Below are 23,501 nucleotides of genomic sequence, written 5' to 3'. Positions count from 1 at the left end.
TGTCTTTAACAACGACATTTACTGTTGTTCCTGGTTCAGTTGTACCTGTGATTTCTGGTGTTGTATCGTTTGTATCCGCAATTGGATCAATCGTTACATCGGTATCAGATGGTGCAGTTGTATCAACTTTAAATGAGCCATTAGATGTCGCTTCACCAACGTTACCAGCTTTATCTTTCGCTTCAGCTTTAACTGTATATTCACCTTCTGGTAGTGCTTCAGTCGGTGTATACGACCAGTTACCTTCAGGATCTACAGTCGCATCACCTGTTGCTACAGGGTTGCCATCTTTGTCTAAGATTTCAACTTTTACTGTTGCGCCCGGTTCAGTCTTACCATTAATTTCAGGAGTTGTATCACTAGTATCTTCTAGAGGATCGATTGTAATTTCCGGATCGATTGTATCAACTTCAACCGTAGTTTTAGCAGGTTGACTTACATTTCCTACCGCATCACGAGCTGAAGCCTCGACACTATATGTACCATCTGGTAACGCTTTAGATGGCTTATATGTCCAGCTACCATCGGCTGCAACATTCACAACTGCAGATTGAACAACCTTGCCAGCCGCATCCTTGATTTCAACACGTACTTGTGTTGCACCATCTTCAGTTTTACCTTTAAAGGTAGGCGCATAAATGTTCGTAAGTGGTAACTCTTCAATCGTTACTTTAGGTGGAGTAATATCCACAGTAAAGCTTGAAGTAGCGACTTTACTATTACCAGCCGCGTCATATGCTGTTGCTTCTAGTTTATAGTCACCTTCAGCTAATGTTACAGGTGATTTAAACTGCCATTTACCGTTGGTCACTGTAGCAGGACCTTCTGCGATAATCTTACCTGAACTATCGCGAATCACTACTTTTACGCTCTCACTATCTTTAGTGGTTCCCGTAAATGTAGGAGTTTGATTTTTAGTTGTAGTCACTGGATTATTCTCCGATTCCGAAAGAGTATTTGCGATTGCAGCGATTGCAAAAGTTGATTGATTCGTTGCTGTATCCCAACCCTCAGGTTCAGGATCAGTAGGGATTGGATCGATGTCTATGTCTGGAGGAGTTAAGTCAACATTGAATTCTTGTTTTTCTTCTTCACCTTTATTTCCTGATTTATCAATAGGCGTTACGATAACTTCGTATTTACCTTCATCAAGGTTTTTCTCAGGTGTATATTCCCATTTACCATCTTTATCAACAGGAACAGTTTCTTTATCAACCACGTTCCCATCTTTATCTTTAATTTCTATTTCAACATTAGATTCTGGCTCACCTTCACCTGATAATTTAGGTGTTTCTGAGTTTGTTTCACCCTTATTTCCAATTTCATCAATAGTGATGTCTGATGGTGGGACAGTATCAAGCGTGATTGTCTTAATCGGTGATTTATCACTTTCTTGACCACTTACAGTTTGTGTGACAGAAAGCTCATAGATACCATCTTTTAAATCTTGATCAGGTGTAAAACTCCAATCACCATTAGACAATGCAACCGTCTCACCAATTAGTTCATCGCCATTATAGATTTTGATGATTGCACCAGGTTGAGCTCCAGAACCTTTGATTTCTGGACGAGCATCATTTGTTACACCACCATCAGCAACTTCACCGATATGCTCTGGCACATCATCAATGACGATTGGTGCATTTAATAATGCACTTGGCTTTGGCTGAGGCGTAGGATTAGAGTCAGAACCATTATCTGCGACTGCTGCAATAGCACCAGCTGCACCAGCACCAATTAACCAAGGGAGAATACCACCGATAAAATCATCGGAATAAAGAAGAGGTTCGATTTCTTCGATTGGGTAATACAGAATTGTTTCTGCAATTGAGCCATCTTCATTGGTAAATTTTACCCAATAAAGTTGACCACTTTCATCTTGGAATACGAGGCTGTTATCAGCAAATGAAGGATTGAAATAGTTTTCAATCACAATCACTTCACCATTACGCAAATTGATTAGAGCATTATTATTATCACGAGTGATTGAAGCTACATCATCTTTAGATACTTGAACGACAACTACAGAGTTTTCGTTAAGCCCCACTTGACTAGAGTTGACATTCTCTAATACCTGATGACTCTCTTTAGATATTACGGAGATATTAGCCATGGTAAATTCTCACTTATAAATTTTATTTTTATCGATCTTTCTACATCTAAGATACAAAAAAGATAGACACTATTATCTATAAGTGAGATTTATATCACATTTTTAAGATTTAATGCGAATAGATTTTGCTTCTTTTATCAGCTTTTTGTAACCGCTCATCCACAATCAAAATATATCTTTTATTTACAGACACTTATGACATAAGAATTAATATTTTTACTTACTTTTATGATATTTCAGGTCACCAAATTTCAAAGGCTTACTTATCATAATTTCTGCTATATTTAGCTTAACTACATACGGTAACTTGCTCACCTAACATTTTAATGTTAGTAAACTAGTATACTTTTCATTTTATATTGAAAATTAATACTTACTTTTTAGTAAGTTAAGAAATAAAATTTGCTTTAAATATGATGTAATTTTCACATTTTAATTTTATATTTCATCGATAAAATTCTGCGTAACTGAATAAAATATTTAAACAATATCACTGTTATCTTCTGCATTGATCATGCTTAATTCATAAAAAAAAGAGCAAGCACTATCATGCTTGCTTCAATTAAATATAATTTTTTTAAAAATTTTCTGGATTTTCTAACTTCTTCACCTCTTCAGCTTTAGCGGGATGATGGACGATTGCCACACCATCATCAGAAGTCCGATCTAATATCACTTCAGGATTATAAATCGTAATAATCTCATTACCTTTACTATCTTCACCAACAATATATTTAAATCCTTTACGATTAAGCTTATTACATAATCGCTGATATATTCCCTTTAAGCCCTCTTTTTCCTCATTAGGATTGTAATAGAAAGCATTCATGACTGCTGGCAAACCTAAACCACATACTACGCCCGATAATAAAACAACAATAAAAGTATAACCAATCAAGATACTACTGTATTGCCTTAACTCTGAGACATTAGCAACCGCAAGAATTAGAGCCAATGAAATCCCCCCTCTTACTCCCCCCCATGATAAAATTGCTAGGCTACCGTTATAGCTTTTCTTACGAAACGATGGGAAGAATGCAAAAGCCAGAAAGTTCGCAGCAAAACGTGAAATATGTAAAATTACAAATGCGATAATACCGCCAAGTATCATGCTGGCATTAAGATCAAGAATAAACAGCTCTAAACCAATTAAAGTAAATAAAAAAGAATTAATGATACCTTCAACTGTATGCCAAAAGTGATTTACTTCTTGGATTTCACGATTTTGTAAAATTTCTTTCCATTTATTACCAACAATAAGTCCACCAATCACACATGCGATTGGTGCTGATGCATGAGCAAATAAAGCAACCAAATATGAACCACAAGCCAGTAAAGCTGTCGTTAGGATTAATGATTCCATTTCATGCTTCCCGCGAAGCAATCGTAAAATCCCCCAACCAAATACCAAACCAATAATTACAGCTACCACAATTTCATAAAGGAGTGTTTGTAGTGTCAGCAACAGACTAAAATGCTCGCCTTCAAGCACATTCAACAATGTCATAAATACAGCGATACACATTGCATCATTGAACAGTGATTCACCCTCCAATTTCACCATTAGATGATGTGGTGCACGTACAGAACTGAGTACCCCTTTGATTCCGATTGGATCTGTAGCCCCTAAAGCAGAACCGAGTAATAAAAGTACGAGTATTGGTACAGGGTTACCAATCAAATATTGAAATCCAAATAATAATCCACCAAACAATGCTGCACACAGAACCAAAGCAATAGTGGCAAGAATACTAATTGGCTTCCAATACACTTTTAGATCAGACACTTTAAATTTCAATGCCGACGATGTAAGAATGAAGCAAATAACACCATTTACGAGAAAATCATAAAAATCAATATGACGAACTGCTTCTTCAATATTTGCCAAATTAATGGTGATAAAACGATTATCCCCCAATAAATTGGCAGCCCATTGCAAAATAAAGACAAAAATTGCTGAAACGATTGGCACCCCTATCGCTTGGGGAAAACCTAGAATTCGTTTATTGAATATGGTGGTGGCAATTGAGAGGGCAAAAACCACTGTAAATACTTGGAGAAAAAAAAAGTTGCCCATTTTGCACTCTATGATATGTTTTATTTAAATGAGATCATTTAAATTTTAAATGAAAAAACTATAGCCATTTATTTATTTTATATAAAGAATGATTACTCGCAATCCCTTTTTTTTTAAAGATGTGTAGCCTTCCTAATAAATTATTCCATTAGCAGGCTACATGTTTTAACTTTGCAAAAAAATCAATCGATTCTGCTTGATAGATTTAGATTGAGGCATTGAATGTATCACATTGATTCACATCACCTGTTTTCATGCCACGATCGAACCAATACATTCTTTGTTGGCTTGTGCCGTGGGTAAAGCTATCAGGAACCACATGTCCTCTCGCCTTTTTCTGAAGATAATCATCACCAATCTTATGCGCCGCATCCATTGCCTCTTCGACATCACCTTGCTCCAAGAATTGAGTTCGTTGATGTGTATCTTTTGCCCACACACCAGCTAGACAATCAGCTTGCAATTCCAAACGGACTGATAATTGGTTCCCTTGAGCTTCAGTAGCTCGTTGTCTAGCTTGTTGGACTTGAGTTGAAATACCTAAAAGATTTTGAATATGATGTCCGACTTCATGCGCAATCACATAAGCTTGTGCAAAGTCACCAGCAGCATTTTGTGTAGATAATTCTGATTGATTTCGTTCACCCGAAATACCCATTTGCTGGCGCATATCTTTAAAAAAATCAGTATCAATATAGATTTTTTGGTCTGCAGGACAATAAAATGGCCCCATCGCTGACTGGGCTGTACCGCAGCCTGAATTGACTACACCACTAAACATCACAAGTTTCGGTGCTTGGTATTGCATTCCCTGTTTTTGAAAAACGGTGGTCCATGTATCTTCAGTATCAGCGAGTACCGTACCAACAAATGCCGCTGTTTCTTGTTGCTCGGGTGTTGGGTTTTCAATCCCTATCGCTTGTTGCTGATTATTAGAAGTCACTTGTTTAGTTGCCTGATAGGCTTGTTGTGGATCAACCCCAAAAAATTTCCAAGCAACAAATGCAACAACTAAACCGAGAATACTAATTCCACCAGCTTTAGCCCCACCACCTCCACGGCGATCTTCTAGATTACTACTTACTCTCCGGCCTTTCCAACGCATAATCTCAGCCCTTTTTTAATCATATAACTTGATATAATACGTTATTTCATCAAACGCTAAACCTTTCTAGCGTTCCATAGTTTTTGTATTCCTGAAACAACGACCAAAACAATAAGTCCTGCAATAAAACCTATGACAAAGTTTAAGAGTGTCGGGGTTAAAGCACCGATGATACTGCCTATATTTGGAATATGTTCAATATAATCGACAGAATCTTCAGTAAAGTGATGAAATAATGGAATGGTATGATTAATAATACCGCCACCAACCAAGAACATCGCGATTGTTCCGACAATGGTTAGTGTCTTCATCAGTTTAGGCGCAAAAGCAAGTAAGCCCTGACCAATTCTTTGTTTGAATGCAGACGTTTGTTTGACGAGATAAAATCCTAAATCATCAATTTTAACAATCATAGCAACCAAACCATAAACACCAATCGTCATTAAAATTGCGATGACTGACAAGACTGCAACCTTAATTCCAAAAGTAGCTGCTGCAACTGTACCCAATGAAATCACGATAATTTCAGCAGATAAAATAAAGTCTGTTCGTATCGCGCCTTTGATTTTATCTTTCTCAAAAGTTGCTAGATCTACATTTAAGTTTTCGAGTTCTTTTTCGGCCTGTTCAGATGTTTTAGCTTTTTTATGGTGTAATGAGTGAATTACTTTTTCTACACCTTCATAACATAAAAATAATCCACCTAACATCAATAATGGATTTATAAGCCAAGGTGCAATCACACTAATTAATAATGCTAATGGAACCAAAATTAATTTATTAACAAATGAGCCTTTTGCAACAGACCAAACGACAGGCAATTCACGGTCGGCTTTCACACCACTAACTTGTTGAGCATTGAGTGCTAAGTCATCACCCAATACACCGGCCGTTTTTTTTGCAGCCATTTTACTCATCAGCGCAACATCATCAAGAATGGTGGCTATATCATCTAATAGCACCAATAAACTATTTGCCATTATTGTTATCCTTCTTTGTTTTTTGGAATTTTATTCTTCTATTTCAATTTATTCTGTATCAACATTATTAATACTATCTCAAATAAGGTGTTTTTAATTCGATTCTTTCGATGCTTTATGCTGACATAAAAAAAAATAATGCCGTACAATATTGCGAAATTTTAAAAATTCAGCCCTAGTGTTGATGACTTTGGTATAGAAAATGAGTAATCAAGATAATCGCCCTGTTATTTTGACAGGTGACCGTCCAACTGGACAACTTCATTTAGGCCACTTTGTCGGTTCTTTACGTTCACGAGTAGGTTTGCAAGATTCCCATCACCAACATCTATTATTGGCTGATGCACAAGCTTTTACAGACAATGCTGATAACTTCGAAAAAGTTAGACGTAATATTATTGAAGTTGCAACTGACTATCTCGCTGTTGGGATCGACCCGACAAAAACAACAATTTGCGTTCAATCAAGCTTGCCAGCTTTGAATGAGCTGACCATGCTTTATTTAAACTTTGTCACAGTTTCAAGACTAGAACGAAATCCTACGATTAAGTCTGAAATACAAATGCGTGGGTTCGAGCGTGACATCCCAGCTGGATTCTTATGCTATCCAGTTGCCCAAGCAGCTGATATCACAGCTTTTAAAGCATCGATTGTGCCCGTGGGTGAAGACCAAATTCCAATGATTGAACAAACAAATGAAATTGTTCGTCGTTTAAATCGTCAGATTGGTCAAGAGCTTTTGCCTGAATGTAAAGCTCTGCTATCGAATGTTGGTCGACTACCAGGATTTGATGGTAAAGCTAAAATGTCTAAATCATTGGGCAATACAATTGTTTTAGATGCTTCTGATAAAGACATTAAAAAAGCGGTAAATGCTATGTATACAGATCCTAACCATCTTCGTATTGAAGATCCAGGTCAGGTGGAAGGTAATGTTGTATTTACTTATTTAGATGCTTTCGATCCAAATCCAGAAGAAGTAGCAGAGCTTAAAGATCACTATCGTCGTGGTGGTTTAGGTGATGGTACAGTCAAAAAACGCCTTGAAGGTGTTTTAAAAGAGTTGATCACGCCTATTCGTGAACGTCGTATGGAGCTTGCTAAGGATCCTGATTATATTATGGATATCTTAAAAACTGGTACAGACAAGTGTCGTGATATTACGCAAGCAACATTGGATGAAGTCAAAGCTGGATTAGGTGTTTTTAAATTTTAATCCTTAAAAATAAGCAAACTTAAAGCCGCATCACATTGCGGCTTTTTTTGGCTATTTATTATCCTATTTAAAATTAACCTTCAATTAAACTTATTAACGTAATCTTACACGTTTTAACCCGACTACCAATGAGTTGCTAAATGAAATTGAATATCATTTATTTACTGTTATGAATACCCCCAAAATTCATAACATTTCTCCTTAACCGAAACTGTGTAAGCAGATTCGTTGTTCTGCGCAGTGATCACCCCAATCACTGCGTATTTTTTATGTTGAATCCATTAAAAATGAAATCAATATTATATAATTGATAATTACGTCACTTTATTTTATTATTTTGATTAAAATTTGATAAAAATTCTAATATCTATAAGAGACTACCCATGTGGGACATGTTTATAAATCCGTCGAACCTATTCTTCAGTATTAGTATCTGCTTGATGTTTTTTATAGGCATTCTTGAAGTCTTTCTATTAATAACAGGTCTCAGTAGTCAAGGATTTTTAGAGCAATTTCTACCTAGTTCATTAGATTCTTCTCCTGAAATGATCGTTGACCATCAATCTAGTATTTGGATTCAATTTTTGGATTGGCTTTATCTTGGACGTATTCCTGTATTAATTTGGCTGATCATCTTTCTCACGACCTTTTCAATTGTTGGCTTCTTATCCCAATCTATCGTCCATCATGTATTTGGATCATTTTTAACAGTCTGGCTCATTACTCCACTGGTACTTGTGGTCTGTATGCCATTCGTACGGCTATTCTCAAGATGGATAGCAAAGATCATCCCTAAAGATGAAACCACAGCAATTCATAGCGATGATTTAATCGGACTTCGAGCAGAAATCATTTTAGGCACTGCTCGAATGCACTATCCTGCGCAAGCAAAACTCAAAGATCGCTTTGGTCAAACACATTACATTTTAGTCGAACCTGAAGCTGACGAAATATTCGTACAAGGTCAGCAAGTCTTACTTACACAACGTAGTCTCAAAGGCTTTCAAGCAATTTCACAATAAATCAACTTAGAGAAAAAAATGTTTAGTTCAAGTTTTTATCAAATTATTATAATTACAGGACTTATTCTCCTTGCGCTGGTTGTCATCGGAACCATTATTGCAAGACTATATAAACGCTCAAGCAAGGAAGTTTCATTTGTCAGAACTGGTTTTGGTGGGGAAAAAGTTATATTAGGAGGCGGTGCAATTGTACTTCCTGTTTTACATGAAGTCATTCCTGTTAATATGAATACCCTTCGCTTAGAAGTTAAACGTGCAGCTGATCAAGCCTTGATTACGCGTGATCGAATGCGTGTAGATGTGATGGCTGAGTTCTATGTTCGTGTTAAGCCAACAGCTGAATCCATTGCTACCGCAGCACAAACTTTGGGTCAAAAAACCATGTCACCAAATGAATTAAAAGATTTGGTTGAAGGTAAATTTGTAGATTCCCTGCGTGCAGTAGCAGCAGAAATGGCTATGGAAGAGTTACATGAAAAACGTGTCGACTTCGTACAGAAAGTTCAACAAGTTGTTTCAGAAGATCTGTTCAAAAATGGTTTAGAACTCGAAACTGTATCTTTAACAGGTCTTGATCAGACCAGCTTTAAATTTTTTAATCCACAAAATGCATTTGATGCAGAAGGTTTAACAAAATTAACAGAAACTATTGAAGATCGTCGAAAAAAACGTAACGATATTGAACAAGATGCTGACTTAGCCATTAAAGCGAAAAATTTAGAGGCTGAACAAGCACGCCTTCAAATCCTGCGTGAAGAAGAATACGCAAAGATGCAACAAGAGCGAGAAATTTCGATTCGAAAAGCTGAACAACTTGCTGAAATTGCAACACAAGAAGCTGCCAAAAAGCGTGAGGCAGAAGAAGCCCAAATCGCTGCAGAACGTGAAATTGAATTAAAACGTATTTCAGCTGCACGTGATGTCGAAAATCAAAATATTCAAAAAGCACAAATTATTGAACAAGCGCAAGTAGAACAAAAGAAAACCATTGAACTTGCGGAACAAGATCGCGCAATCGCGATTGCCGAGAAATCTCGTGCTGAATCCGAAGCCAAAGCACTTGCTGACCAAGCTCGTGCGCAAGCAGTGAAAGCCGAGGAAGAAGTTGTGACTGTTCGTGAAACACAGCGAGCTGAGCGAATTAAAGCGGTTGAACTTGTTGCTGCAAAACAGGCTGCAGAAACTGATGCTATTTCAATTACTGTGGCTGCCGAGGCATCAAAACAAGCTGCTGTAGATGAGGCTGAAGCTGTTCGTACTGCGGCTGAAGCAGAAGCTGAAAAAGTCCGCTTGAAAGCTAAAGGTGAAGCTGATGCTAAAATTCTTTTGGCTCAAGCTTTGGAAAAACAATACCAAGTCGATGCTGAAGGGACACGCGCAGTCAATGAAGCAAATAATATTTTGTCAAGTGAACAAGTTGAGATGCAAATTCGTTTGGCACTTTTGAAGTATTTGCCTGAAATCATCCGTGAAAGTGTTAAACCAATGGAAAATATTGATGATATCAAGATATTACAAGTGAATGGTCTTGGTGGCATTACTGGCGCCACAACTTCAGCTGATCAAGCAGATCAATCACAATCCGTTGCACTTTCAGATCAAGTGGTGAATAGCGCACTTAGATATCGTTCGCAAGCACCTCTTATTGACAGCTTAATGAGTGAACTCGGTATTCAGGGTGGGGACATCAACGGTCTTACACAAAACCTAAAACCTAACTCCAATTAATAATAAAAGCCCTGATTTTCAGGGCTTTTATTCGCTTTACTGCTAGCTATTGCTGTTCTTATTATTTTTAAGATAACAAATATTATTTTAGGATTGATCAGTTTTCCTTATCCGACGATCTCATGCATTTTTCTTTTACTCCTGCTTTAGCAATTGATGCAGTCACCTTATGACGTTATGTATCTTTATTCTAGGCGCAATTTTTGCTGGATTTATTCAAGGACTCACAGGTTTTGCCTTCGCTCTTATTGCGATGTCTTTTTGGGTATGGATTCTACCGCCTCAGATCACCGCCCCCTTGGTCGTTTGTGCATCACTATGGTGTCATATCATTTCAATGTATAAAGAACCAAGAACCTTTATAAAGCCTTCTATCGTTTGGGTCTATATTATCGCTGGCTTAATTGGAGTACCTTTGGGTACTTTTTTGCTTCATTATATCAATGCAGACACGTTCAAATTACTACTTGGGATATTTTTATTAATTTGGTGCCCACTCATGTTCTTTAATCCGCAACTACATTGTTTAAAAGATACCAGACTCAGGATGGACGGCTTGATTGGTTTTTTGGGTGGAATTTTAGGTGGGCTCGGTGGATTCTGTGGTGCAATTCCCTCGGCTTGGGTGATGCTTAAACAACTTCCTAAACATGAGCAACGCAACATTCTTCGACATTTTAATTTTGCCATCCAACTGTTTACTTTGATCATCTATTTATTTAACCAGACCATTAACGTGAATCACTTGTCTTATTTGTGGATTTTGATCTTTGCAGTTAGCCTACCTACGATCATTGGTGCAAAAATTTTTTATCAAATATCTGAGCAAAAATTTAAATCGATTGTCTTAACTTTATTGTTTTTTTCAGGCTTTATTTTAACCCTAAACGCAATTTTCTTGTATTAAAAAAGGCAGATTGTTCTGCCTTCTCCATATATTAACTGTTGTGTGAATATCGTTGGTCAACACTAAATTTTTCGGGGAATTTAGCTGAAATCTTTGAATAAAATTCCATAATTTCTGCCATATCCACTTCTATATCTCCAGTAGGATAAATAATTTTACCTACACCGCATTTTTTTTGACTGTAATCCATATATGCTAAAGCGATTGGGACATTCGCTGTAATTGCTACATGGTAAAAACCCGTTTTCCATTTTTCTTGTTTTGACCTTGTTCCCTCTGGCGTCACCAACATGACCAATTTTGGATGATCTTTAAAAAGATCTGCCATTAATTGCACCATGCTTGGTCTTTCCTCTCCCTCTTTCTTCGGTCGGCGATTAATTCCGATCCCTCCCATAGCCCGGACAAAAGGACCAAATGGAAACTTCATATAGCTGTCTTTAATTGTAATTCTGACATTTACACCTAAAGCTTTGAGCGCTAATCGCGCGTATAAAGCATCCCAGTTACTGGTGTGTGGTGCAGCAATCATGACACATTGGTCTAAATCTAAGGGCCAATGGTTATCAATTTCCCAACCTAATGCATTTAAACTCTGTTCAGCAAATTTTTCAAACATATAAATATACAAATGTAAATTTTCGGGATTGTAACAGCTTTGGCATTACTTTTATTCAAAATATGTATTAGATTTTACTACCGCTGTTTTTCTATCTATACATCAATTAAATTGGCTCATGTATTTAGTTAAATAATTTCATTAACAATAAAAAAACCCTGCTTACGCAGGGTTTTTTTGAATTAGTTCAGTGCTTATGCAGAGAATTGGTTCATTGTATTTTTCGCATCGTCACCCGCTTTAAGCGCGTTGTCGCCAGCGAAGATTTCTTTATGGTCATCACCGATGTCTGAACCAGCCATTGCTTGATGTTTAACACAAGCGATACCACCACGGATTTCTTTACGTTGTACACCAGCAACATAAGCCAACATACCTTCAGAACCGAAGTAACCTTCTGCAAGCTCATGTGTAGAAAGCGCAGCAGTGTGGTAAGTCGGAAGTGTAATCAAGTGATGGAATACACCTGCTTCACGAGAAGCATCAGCTTGGAACGTACGGATCTTCGCATCAGCATCAGCAGCTAATTCAGTATTGTCATACTCAGCGCTCATTAACTTAGCACGGTCGTAAGCAGATACGTCTTTACCTTCAGCAACCCAACGGTCGTAAGCTTGTTGACGGAAGTTTAACGTCCAGTTGAATGATGGTGAGTTGTTATAAACAAGTTTTGCATTTGGCACAACTTCACGTACACGGTTCACCATGTGAGCGATTTCTTCAACGTTTGGCGTTGCAGTTTCGATCCAAAGAAGGTCAGCCCCGTTCTGTAAACTTGTTACACAGTCAAGTACAACACGGTCAATTTGAGTACCTTCACGGAATTGATATAGACCAGAAGCTAAACGCTTAGGACGGTGTAATTTACCATCACGTTTGATTAGGATTTCGTCTTCTTGCGCTTCTGAAATATCAATTTCAGTAGTGTCTAAGTAGCTGATGTATTGAGAAGCGATATCGCCTGGCTCTTTAACCACTGGGATTTTTTGAGTCAAGTCAGCGCCTTCAGAGTCAGTACGTGCAACGATGATACCGTCGTCAAGACCCATTTCTAAGAATGCATAGCGAAGTGCATGGATTTTCGCAATGAAGTCTTCGTGTGGAACAGTTACTTTACCTGCTTGGTGACCACATTGTTTCGCGTCAGAAACTTGGTTTTCGATTTGAAGTGCACATGCACCCGCTTCGATCATTTTCTTCGCAAGTAAGTAAGTTGCTTCTTCGTTACCGAAACCAGCGTCGATGTCGGCAATAATTGGCACAACGTGAGTTTGGAAGTTGTCGATTTGTGAAGTGATTTCAGCAGCTTTAGCAGTGTCACCCGCTTCTTGCGCTTTTTTAAGTGCACGGAATAAGTCGTTTAATTCTTTTGCGTCTGCTTGACGTAAGAATGTGTAGATTTCTTCGATCAATGCAGGAACTGAAGTTTTTTCGTGCATAGATTGGTCAGGAAGTGGACCAAACTCAGAACGAAGTGCAGCAACCATCCAACCAGAAAGGTAGATGTAACGGCGTTCAGTAGTACCGAAGTATTTTTTGTTCGCAATCATTTTTTGTTGTGCGATGAAACCATGCCAGCAACCCAAAGATTGAGTATATTTGCTAGAATCAGCATCATAAGCAGCCATATCACGACGCATAATCGCAGCTGTGTATTTCGCAATATCTAAACCAGTTTTGAAACGGTTTTGAAGTTGCATACGTGCAGCATCTTCAGGACTGATGTCTGCCCAAGTGTTGCCGAATTTTGCTTTTAATTCGCGGATTGCATCAATCGCTGTTTGGTATGTAGTCATGATATTTTACCCTGTATATAATTTTAGGATTTATCAATCGAAGGACTAAATCTACTCGGTATTAATTGTTCAGATTTAGAGCGCTTCGTTGCTATGGACTTAGCTTAGATTGACTCTAGAAATTAATCCAATATTTTCGTTTAATTCTCAGTATTTATTTAAAAAATATGTAGATTAAAGTCGTAATATAAATGAAATACCATTCTATAAATTATTGATTTTAATTAAATTTATAAAATAAGTATTTGTACACTTTTAACACAATTTGAGTAATTCTTATTCATTAGACTTAAGTATCAAGCTCACAATTACGTTTAATTTTTCTTCAAACATCTTTAGATATTAACCTTCAATTGACTTTTCTGACAGAGCATCGTTATTAAACTGTTAGTTTTAAATGAATATTTTTTAAACTGTGAACCATATTGATGGAATTACCAATAAAGCATTTAAATTGAGATAAACCTAAAAACAATTTAGAAGATAGCATGGTAATTTCAAAAACAACTAAAGCCCTATTTCTTAAATAAATGTATAGGGTCTGTCTTATGACAAAAAAGACGTAAATTTGATGAATATATGTTAAATTCTGCTGAAAAAATCAGCATAAAAACACACAAACCTAAGCGCTTGTGGCATAATTCCCCACGATTTCAAAAATTTATTTTCGGTATTTTTTTTATGAATCTTGAGCGGGTTGATCTCAATCTCTTAATTTACTTAGATGTTCTTTTGCGAGAGAAGAATGTTACACGTGCAGCAGAACAATTAGGTGTTACTCAGCCTGCAATGAGTAATATTTTACGTCGTCTTCGTAACTTATTTAATGATCCGCTTTTAATTCGCTCTTCTGAAGGAATGACTCCTACGGAAAGGGCTTTAGAACTACAGCCTCGTATTCGTGATGCCCTTTCTGATCTATCTATGATCTTAGAACCACGAACAGAATTTAGACCTTATACGTCAAATCGTGTTTTCCGCATCATGACTTCAGATTATGCTGAAGCGACACTAGTGCCTCGCTTAGTTAAGGCTCTGCGTTCAGAAGCACCAAATGTTGTTTTAGATTTTCTAACACCGAGTGATGTATCCTATCGTGATATGGAACAAGGTAAAGTTGATCTTGCTATCAACCGTTTCAACGAAATACCACAAAGTTTTCATCAGGTTCTGGTGTGGCGTGACAGCTTTTCATGCTTACTCAATAATAAGCATCCTGCCGTAAATAATTTGAATCTAAAAAGTTATCTAGATGCGCAACATATCTGGGTTTCTAAAACTGGGATGGGGGTAGGATTTGGTGTTAACCCAGAAAAACAAGCTGGTTTAGGTTGGATTGATCAAGCTTTAGAACGTATTGGTCAAAAACGCAAAATTTCGGTATTTACACGTCATTATCAAATGCCAGGTTTATTAGCGTCTAATGTCGATCTCATTGCGACATTACCGACGAAAATCGCTCGCCTACAAGCTAAAAGTCAAAACTTGATGCTCAAAGACCCTCCATTTTACATTCCTGAATTTGAACTCAAAATGGCGTGGTGCCCTCTATTACATCATCATCCTGCTCATCGTTGGTTACGTCAGTTGATTTTATATGTTGCTCGTCAAATGACTGAGGAAGAAAATCGTGAATTTCTTTCAAATAACAATACCCACTTCTCACAATTTTGATTGAGTAGAGCTGATTTAAATCAATACTTTAAAATTTTTTACTCAATAACTATGATATTGAGGTAGTGTAAAAATTCACTACCTCTATGTTTTTTGTGATAAAACTTTCCTCATAAATAATTTAAAAACAAAGGTGTTCGTGTGAGCCTCTTTCAGAATTTCGTGATCATTATGATTTTGATTGCTGGAGCTGGATTCTTATCATTAAGTGAAATCGCACTTGCAGGATCACGTAAAGTGAAACTGAAAATTTTGGCTGAGTCTGGTGATGATCGTGCACAAAAAGTGCTTACGCTTCAAGAGAATTCAGCTGATTTCTTTGCTGCCTCGCAAATCGGCTTAAATGCTATTGCAATTTTGGGGGGGATTTTAGGTGAAGCTGCATTTAGACCTTATTTTGTGATTTTGGTCGATCGTTTCTATGATGGTCCTTGGTCACAATCAATTGGTTTTGCATTGTCATTTACTTTAGTGACATCACTGTTTATTTTATTTGCTGATCTTATGCCTAAACGATTGGCAATGATTGCACCTGAAAAAATCGCTGTCTCTTTAATTAATCCTATTCAGGTATTCATTACTGTTTGTCGTCCATTAGCTTGGTTTATCAATGCAATTGCCAACCTCTTATTCCGTTTATTCAAAGTAAATACTACTCGTGATGATAATATTACTTTTGATGATATTTCCGCGGTAATGGATGCAGGGGCACAAGCAGGTGTCTTACAAAAACAAGAACATCACTTTATTGAAAATGTATTTGAACTTGAAGAACGAAATGTTCCTTCGAGCATGACTACACGTGAAAACGTAGTTTTCTTTACCATCAATGAATCAGAAGAAAGTATTCGTCAAAAACTGGCTGAATTTCCCTATTCAAAATATTTAGTCTGCAATGAAAATATTGATCAAGTGATTGGCTATGTTGATGCTAAAGATATCTTGATTCGTATTTTAAATAATCAAAAATTTAATCAGTTGAATGAATCCACTATCCGTAATGTATTAACGATTCCAGATACACTTACACTATCAGAATTACTTGATCGCTTCAGATCTAGTAAAGAAAAGTTTGCCGTTGTGATCAATGAATATGCCTTGGTGGTTGGTGTTATTACCCTATCTGATATTATGATTACCGTGATGGGTGACTGGGTTACGCCAACGGATGAAGATCTTCAAATTATCAAGCGGGATGATCATTCTTGGCTGATTGAAGGCAGTACACCCATTGAAGATGTCAAGCATGCATTAGAAATTGATGAAATGCCTGATGATGAAAACTATGAAACTTTAGCTGGGTTTATGATGTTTAAACTTCGTAAGATTCCACGTCCTGCTGATAGTGTAGTATTTAATGGTTATAAATTCGAGGTGGTCGATGTTGACCATTTTAAAATTGACCAACTACTCGTGACCAGATTACTTGATGAAAAAGCAGAATTAGAATCAACTGTTGAATAAGACACTATCCACCACTCAGGTGGATTTTTTTATTCAGTTTATCTAATTAAACTTGAGATTTTTCGCCTTCAAAAATTATTAAAATTAGAACTTATACTCAATTTTTATTACAACTATCACACTTAAAAATCATATTTAATGTCTCCAATCACAAAATATAAATTCTAAACTTATGAATTTTAAATACTATTTTTTATAAAAATTATGGTTATTTTAATATTTTCTAAACAATATTTAGTTTAATCATAAATTTCTCTAAGATGGTCGGCGTTTTCGAAGATAACAAATACTGTAATAGAAACAATATTGATTAAAACGCTAATCTAAGGATAGATCCATGTTGACCTTGCTTGGTTTGGGCATGATTTTGTGCTTTATGTACCTCATTATGTCTAGACGTATGACTCCCCTCGTCGCACTCACGCTTATTCCCGTTCTTTTTGCGCTAATTGCATATGGATTAGGTTTTTTTGTAGATAGTTTGAACCATATTCAACTTAATGAACTTGGTGAAATGATGTTAGATGGTGTTAAAAAGTTAGCACCTACCGGCGTCATGTTGCTATTTGCTATCTTGTATTTTGCCATCATGATTGATACAGGTTTATTCGATCCATCAGTGAAATTTATTCTCAGATTGGTAAAAGGTGATCCCCTCAAAGTAGTATTAGGTACGATTACCTTAACATTGATCGTGTCTTTAGATGGTGATGGCTCTACCACTTATATGATCTGTGTTGCTGCCATGTTACCGCTTTACAAGCGATTAGGCATGAGCCCTTTAATTATGGCCTGTCTCATGATGTTAGCCAGTGGAATCATGAATTTAACGCCATGGGGTGGACCTACTGCACGTGCGGCAAGTGCACTCCATGTAGATCCTAGCGATGTGTTTGTTCCTATGATTTTACCGATGCTGTTCGCCATTGGTTGGTTGTACTTTTTAGGAACCATGTATGGCCGAATGGAGCGAAAAAGATTAGGCATCATGGAATTGGATATTAGCCATGGCGACAATATTCAAATTTCATCAAACCCAGAGGCAAATCGAGCGCATTTGAGATGGTTCAATGGATTATTGACTCTTGCACTGATGGCCAGCCTAGTCATGGGTATTTTGCCTATGCCTATTTTATTTATGATTGCATTGTGTATTGCTTTAGTCGTGAACTATCGTGATATTGATATGCAAAAAAGCCTAGTCGCTCATCATGCTGGTAGTGCTTTAAATGTCGTTGGTATTATTTTTGCCGCTGGTATTTTTACAGGTTTACTCACTGGCACGGGTATGGTCGATGCCATGTCAAAAGAGTTAGTAGCGATTATTCCAGATAGTATGGGTCCATATTTGGCACCAATCACAGCCGTTTTAAGCATGCCTTTAACGTTCTTTATGTCAAATGATGCTTTTTACTATGGTGTTCTGCCCATCTTATCTGAAGCTGCAGCACATTATGGCATCTCTCCTGTGGAAATGGCTCGTGCATCGATTGTTGGTCAACCCGTTCATCTGCTCTCACCCTTAGTTCCATCTACCTTTTTACTCTGCGGGCTTGCTGGGATTGAGTTTGGTCAACACCAAAAATTTACCATTAAATGGGCGATTATTACGTGCTTAGTGATGCTTGCAAGTGGATTAATATTTGGGATGTTCCCGTTTTATTCTGCCATTTAATCGTAGCTCGAGTTTCGGAGTGATTTATTGATCACTCCACTCTCTTATTTATAAAGACTTATTGAGCTCGTGTCTCATTCCAAATATTCAAATTTCCCATGTTAGATAGAAGTTGATACCTCACCACTAAAAACTCTGTCAACAAGGTGGAATAATTCATTTTTGCTTCACTCAACACATTCTGAGCATTAAGCACTTCGAGTAAATTTCCTACACCCGCTTTATAACGTCCTTGAGCGACTTCATAGGCTTCTGAAGCACTTTGATTCAATATCGTTAGCGCCTTAATATTGTCATGAATTGCATTTAGCTCATTATAGTTTTTCCAGATTTCAGCATTAATTTCAAGCTTCAATCTCTCTTGCTCTAATAGCTTTAATTTTAAGTTTTCTTGAGCAACGACAATTTGATTTTTTCGATTATAACCATCAAACAATGGGAAATTAACTTGCACACCCGCTTGTAGAGATTGGCGATCACTTCCATAGCTGTCACTCGTTTGTTTTTGCTGATCATAAATGCCGTTAAAACTAATAGATGGATATCTAGAACGCTGTATTGCCTTAATTTTATTTTCAGCTGCGAGTGAATCATACTGTGCAGCTTTAAACTTTGGATGCATTTTTTCAGCATCCTGAATGAGCATTTCAATCGGTTTAAGATCTAGCTCTTTTGGAATTTTTAACTGATTATTAATTTTGAAATTTTGGTATGTAGGCTCACCCATTAATGATGCTAAAAGTCCTTTTGCTATTTTTAAATCACCTAAAAATTTAGTTTGATCTGACTTTGCTTTCGCCAAATTTGCGGACATTTGTAATGCATCTGATTTGATACCAACACCCGCACGATATCGAGCATTTGCAATTTCATAGTTTTTTTCTGCAAATACAACCAACTCAGTAATATTGTTTAACTTTAACTCAGCCTGAATAATTTGATAATAAGTCGAAATCGTTTTGATGATCATATTTTGCAAAGCAACATCATGCTGTGCCAAAGACATCGCTAATAATTTTTCGGCTTCTTCTGCTTGATAAAATCGACTACCAAAATCATAAAGTAGCCAATTGGCTCTTATTCCAAGTCCGTAACGGCGTAAGTCAGTGTCATAACTCAAAACAGGACGATCTTTTACTTGATTATCATCACGTGACCAATCGTAATTCAAGGTGCTATTCACTTGAGGATAATAATTTGCTTTGGAGATTTTAAGCTGAGCAGCTTGAATACGCGTTTGTACCCAAGCACTTTTAGTCTCAGGATTACGACAAACTGCACGTTCAATGGCATCAATGAGTTCTATTTGCTGTTCATTCTTGAGATTATTTTGAGATAAACAATGTTGAGGTTGACTTAAAATTTTCTGATTTTGAAGATCAAGTGACACACTTTGATTGAGTTGTTGTTCTATTTGCTTACGTTTTGTCTCATTCTCACGGGCTTTACGCTGAGCCGTGAGCTCATCAAACCATAAAGTCTCGCGCTGTTTTTTTAGATTTGGAGTCAGTTTTGACAACCAACTCTCTGCATAAGCCAACGAACTATGTCCGAATAGAGACCCTGCAACAACAATGAAAGCGATGTATGTAATTTTCATTTAGGTTGCAAATCCTTGGTCAACATATCACGGACAATCACGCCATCTTGTAAAGCGATAATCCGCTCAGCAGATGAAATCGTTTCTGGACGATGTGCAATAATCAATTTGGTAATATTCAAATGCTTGAGATTTGTATTGACCTCTTGTTCTTTTAATACGTCTAAACTACTGGTCGCCTCATCCATAAATAAAATCTTTGGTTTTTTATAGATAGCACGAGCCAATAAAATTCTTTGTTTTTGTCCTCCTGACAACATATTACCAATATCCCCCACTAAGGTTTGATATCCCATTGGCATACGGCTAATGTCATCATGAATTGCGGCATAGGCTGCACATTGTTGTACCCATTGCATATCTGGATTTGAATCAAAAAAGCAAATGTTTTCTGCGATTGAACCAGCAAATAGAATGTCATCTTGTAACACTGTCGCGACTTGATCTCGCACAGCGTTTAATCCTAATTGTTCAAAGTCACGCCCCATGATTTTGACTTCACCTTCATTCTGTTTAAATACGCCTAACAGAACATGTAGCAGTGTGGTCTTACCGCAACCTGTTGCCCCGACAATGGCGACAGATTGATTTTGGGGAATCTTAAAACTAATCCCCTTGAGTACATAAGGATCATTTTCTGAATATTTAAAGTGCAGATTTTCGACTTCAATTGCATTCTCAACCTGATCTACATTTGTGATTTCAGCATCACCGTATAATTTTTCTTGTTCTGTTAACACAATATCGGATAAACGCTCTACATCAATTTGAAGCATTTTAACTTCGATAAACTTATCGATTAGTCCTGCAACCCGACTATCAAATTGGCCTTTATACGCCATAAATGCCATCAGCACACCAACTGTAAAATTACCCTCCAATACCAATGTGGCACCTAACCAAATAATTAGAATGTTCTGAATCCCAAATAAGACTCCATTCGCCAATGAGAATCCTAAACCTAACTTTTGGGTCGTTAATCCAGCATTGACTTGATTGACCATAAGGTTTAACCAAGTCGAACGGCGAACATCTTGTCGCTGGAACAGTTTTATGGTTTTAGCTCCACGCACAGTTTCCATAAAATGGCTGCTTTGCTTCGCTGCATGAATAATTTGCGCTTCAGTCGCTCGCTTCAAAGGTGCATACCAAATCCATCGGATTAAGGCGTATAAGCCCATGGTAAAAATTGCAATCCAAGCTAACTTCGGACTGTATACAAACATTAAAATCAACGTAAATACTGTCATTAATCCATCAAGAATCGCAGCTAAGAACGTTGTGGTGAGCGTGGTTTGAATGTTCCCAATTGATCCAAATCGCGAAACAATGTCACCGAGTGATCGTCTTTCAAAATAAGAGACAGGAACATTAATCATGTGATTAAAGACGTTGGCTTGCCACTGCACACTTAAATGTGTGCTCATATACATCATGATCCAAGAACGAAGTAGCCCGATAAACTGCTGAAGCAACATCAACATGCCAAACCCAATAGCCAGTATCGTTAAGAGATCCCGATCTGCAGATACGATCACATGGTCGATCACCCATTGCATAAAAAATGGGCTAATTAATGAAAAAACTTCTAAGGCTAAGGCCAAGATTAAAATTTGCCCGAGAGATTTCCATAAACCACGAACATGACCGATTAGACCTTTAAGCTGAATCTGATTTTTATCTTCTTTTTTTTCAAATTCAGTATCTGGCCAAAGCTCTAATGCAACACCCGTAAAATGTTCAGACACCTCATTGAGTGTCAGTACACGTTTACCAAATGCTGGATCTAAAATCGTGACTTTATTGGCACTGACTTCTTGCAATACCACAAAGTGGTTGAAATCCCAATGTAAAATACACGGGGTTTTAAGCTGATCTAAATCTTCTAAATCCAGCTTTAATGGGCGTGTTACCATTTTCAACTGATTACTAATTTTGATCAGCTGATTGAGATTTGAACCCTTTTGAGAAACTGAAAAACGACGTCTTAACGTTAATAAATCAGACTTATAGCCATAATAATGCGCAATCATCGCAATACAGGCTAATCCACATTCTGTCGCTTCCGTCTGTAAAATGGTTGGAATTTTCCGTCCAAATCCAAGAGAAATTTTGTCTAATATCTGCATGTTATTTCTTCTTATATCTTGCCAGTGATGCTATATAACGGTTCGAGTACCCATTCATATAGTTTTCTCTTTTCTTGCATGATATCTGCATCAAAGGCCATGCCCACTTTAAGAGGCTTACTTTCACCATAGGCTTTTACAAACTGTTGTTCTAATTTGACTTTGACTAAATACACAGGTTCACTTTGGTTAAGTGTTACACCCTGACTTAACTCGCCTAAATTGGTCAGTTCTTGTGGGTTCATCGTCGTCGCTGAGATTGAATGAATCTCACCTTCACCTTGACCAAATTTTTGGTAAGGATAGGCTTGAAAACGAAGTTTTACGGTTTGACCAGTCCGTATAAATCCAATTGCTGAACTGGGTACAAAAAGATGTGCTTCTAAATAAGAAGGCGTCGGAACAATATTCATGACAGGAATATTAGGAGAAATAAACTGACCAACCTCTGCATTAATCGATGCTATTTTTCCTGTCGCATTGGCTTGTAATAGCAAACTATCCCGCGCTTTATTTTCTAAAAACTCTTGCTGATTCGAAGCTAATTGACGATCGACCAAAGTCAGCTCACTTTCCAACTTCGATGCTAGTCCTTGCTGAGCCAATAATTTATTTTCTAATTCAGCTTGTTTAGTATTTTTTTCTCGCTCATAGCTCTGTAAAGCAACTTTTAGGCTGATATAGTTATCTTGCTTCAGTTGATATTCTTCAATCGAAATATATTCTTTATCTTTTAAATCTCGATAACGATGTGTATTTTCTTGTGCAAGTGCTAGACGTTGGCTTTGCTCGGCAATTAAGCCATCTAATTTTATTAAATCTAAACGTATAGATTGAATTTCTGCATTTAATTGTTGAACACTATTTAAATGTAAGTCTTTTAGTTTATTTTTTTCAGTATCTAAACTTTGTTTTTTTAACTCAATTTGTTGTTGTACAGACTCATTATAGTTACCTGTACTATTATAACGCGTCATTTTTAATGCAATTAATGGTGTCCCTTTCTCCACTAACTGACCTTCTTTGACGAATTTTTCACTGACTGTGCCGCCTTCAGCACTATAAACTCGGATTAAACCCGTATTAGGAATCAATAATCCTTTAACACTCGTCCTCTTCGTGTAGCTTCCAAAAAAAATAAAACTCACTAATAAAACAGTGAAAGTGGCGACAACAATCGTAAGTACCGTAAATGAAAATGGTCGAATCAAAATGACTTCACCAATCCACTTTGACTTTTGTGCATCAATCGCTTTGTCTCTAAACAGCTTATTTGTCATATATATTTGTAATTAATTTTTCAAGTACGGGTTTTTATATTGAATTTTCATCAAGTTGACTACATTTCAACAGCGTGCATAAAAGAGACAAACACAAACCAAAAGTTTTCAATAAA

At 37.0% G+C, this 23,501-nt stretch carries 16 protein-coding genes; 7 read left to right on the top strand and 9 right to left on the bottom strand.

Translation table 11 applies throughout. The features are described from left to right. The 4 genes from AC1M9F_RS10165 to AC1M9F_RS10150 form a co-directional block, all read right to left on the bottom strand. Positions 1-2,113 (bottom strand): Ig-like domain-containing protein (locus tag AC1M9F_RS10165; RefSeq protein WP_481597696.1); only part of this gene is annotated, 2,113 nt, incomplete at its 3' end. A 577-nt stretch (positions 2,114-2,690) separates the two neighbouring features. Beyond that, complete coding sequence (locus tag AC1M9F_RS10160; RefSeq protein WP_481597695.1) at positions 2,691-4,190, bottom strand: cation:proton antiporter; 1,500 nt, start codon at positions 4,188-4,190, stop codon at positions 2,691-2,693. A gap of 205 nt (positions 4,191-4,395) precedes the next feature. After that, the gene (ypfJ, locus tag AC1M9F_RS10155) at positions 4,396-5,295 is read right to left on the bottom strand and encodes a KPN_02809 family neutral zinc metallopeptidase (RefSeq protein ID WP_035270407.1); all 900 of its coding nucleotides are present in this window, start codon (positions 5,293-5,295) and stop codon (positions 4,396-4,398) included. Between the two features lie 56 nt (positions 5,296-5,351). Continuing rightward, positions 5,352-6,275, bottom strand: coding sequence for a DUF808 domain-containing protein (locus AC1M9F_RS10150; protein WP_481597694.1), 924 nt, complete (start codon positions 6,273-6,275; stop codon positions 5,352-5,354). Positions 6,276-6,477: 202 nt separating this feature from the next. Between AC1M9F_RS10150 and trpS the strand changes: the two genes are divergently transcribed. From trpS to AC1M9F_RS10130, 4 genes are all read left to right on the top strand, one after another. Further along, positions 6,478-7,491, top strand: a complete 1,014-nt coding sequence (gene trpS, locus AC1M9F_RS10145) for a tryptophan--tRNA ligase (protein WP_092767023.1) — start codon at positions 6,478-6,480, stop codon at positions 7,489-7,491. Positions 7,492-7,874: 383 nt separating this feature from the next. Continuing rightward, entirely contained in the window at positions 7,875-8,513 is a 639-nt protein-coding gene (locus AC1M9F_RS10140) for a YqiJ family protein (RefSeq protein WP_481597693.1), read from the top strand. An 18-nt stretch (positions 8,514-8,531) separates the two neighbouring features. Further along, on the top strand, positions 8,532-10,241 hold the full coding sequence (locus tag AC1M9F_RS10135) for a flotillin family protein (protein ID WP_481597692.1): 1,710 nt from the start codon (positions 8,532-8,534) through the stop codon (positions 10,239-10,241). A 169-nt stretch (positions 10,242-10,410) separates the two neighbouring features. Beyond that, on the top strand, positions 10,411-11,148 hold the full coding sequence (locus tag AC1M9F_RS10130; RefSeq protein ID WP_481588071.1) for a sulfite exporter TauE/SafE family protein: 738 nt from the start codon (positions 10,411-10,413) through the stop codon (positions 11,146-11,148). A 31-nt stretch (positions 11,149-11,179) separates the two neighbouring features. Here AC1M9F_RS10130 and AC1M9F_RS10125 read toward each other — a convergent pair whose 3' ends face one another. Further along, positions 11,180-11,767, bottom strand: coding sequence for a 1-acyl-sn-glycerol-3-phosphate acyltransferase (locus AC1M9F_RS10125; RefSeq protein WP_180028109.1), 588 nt, complete (start codon positions 11,765-11,767; stop codon positions 11,180-11,182). Positions 11,768-11,961: 194 nt separating this feature from the next. Further along, a complete protein-coding gene (locus AC1M9F_RS10120) occupies positions 11,962-13,563 on the bottom strand; it encodes an isocitrate lyase (protein ID WP_035267987.1) in 1,602 nt (533 codons plus the stop codon). Positions 13,564-14,244: 681 nt separating this feature from the next. Between AC1M9F_RS10120 and AC1M9F_RS10115 the strand changes: the two genes are divergently transcribed. From AC1M9F_RS10115 to AC1M9F_RS10105, 3 genes are all read left to right on the top strand, one after another. After that, positions 14,245-15,237: a LysR family transcriptional regulator gene (locus tag AC1M9F_RS10115; protein WP_035268043.1), complete on the top strand. Its 993-nt coding sequence runs from the start codon at positions 14,245-14,247 to the stop codon at positions 15,235-15,237. Between the two features lie 141 nt (positions 15,238-15,378). Next, on the top strand, positions 15,379-16,701 hold the full coding sequence (gene paeA / locus AC1M9F_RS10110) for a polyamine export protein PaeA (RefSeq protein ID WP_035267989.1): 1,323 nt from the start codon (positions 15,379-15,381) through the stop codon (positions 16,699-16,701). Positions 16,702-17,038: 337 nt separating this feature from the next. Beyond that, positions 17,039-18,376 carry a CitMHS family transporter gene (locus tag AC1M9F_RS10105; protein WP_092767019.1) on the top strand — a complete coding sequence of 446 codons (1,338 nt, stop codon included), beginning with the start codon at positions 17,039-17,041 and terminating at the stop codon, positions 18,374-18,376. A 58-nt stretch (positions 18,377-18,434) separates the two neighbouring features. On the opposite strand, the gene AC1M9F_RS10100 is transcribed toward AC1M9F_RS10105, so the two are convergent. From AC1M9F_RS10100 to AC1M9F_RS10090, 3 genes are read right to left on the bottom strand one after another with little or no spacing between them, the layout of a single operon-like run. After that, positions 18,435-19,976, bottom strand: coding sequence for a TolC family protein (locus tag AC1M9F_RS10100; protein ID WP_179998557.1), 1,542 nt, complete (start codon positions 19,974-19,976; stop codon positions 18,435-18,437). Beyond that, complete coding sequence (locus AC1M9F_RS10095) at positions 19,973-22,105, bottom strand: peptidase domain-containing ABC transporter (protein WP_481597691.1); 2,133 nt, start codon at positions 22,103-22,105, stop codon at positions 19,973-19,975. Before AC1M9F_RS10095 ends, AC1M9F_RS10100 begins: the two co-directional genes overlap by 4 nt. A gap of 11 nt (positions 22,106-22,116) precedes the next feature. Then, positions 22,117-23,385 (bottom strand): HlyD family secretion protein, encoded by a 1,269-nt coding sequence (locus AC1M9F_RS10090; protein ID WP_481597690.1) that lies wholly within the window; start codon positions 23,383-23,385, stop codon positions 22,117-22,119. Positions 23,386-23,501: the final 116 nt, after the last annotated feature.

It is taken from the genome of Acinetobacter sp. ANC_7504, assembly GCF_056779995.1.
The sequence above is the reverse complement of the archived record's forward strand: the minus strand, read 5'-3'. Positions and strand labels throughout refer to the sequence as shown.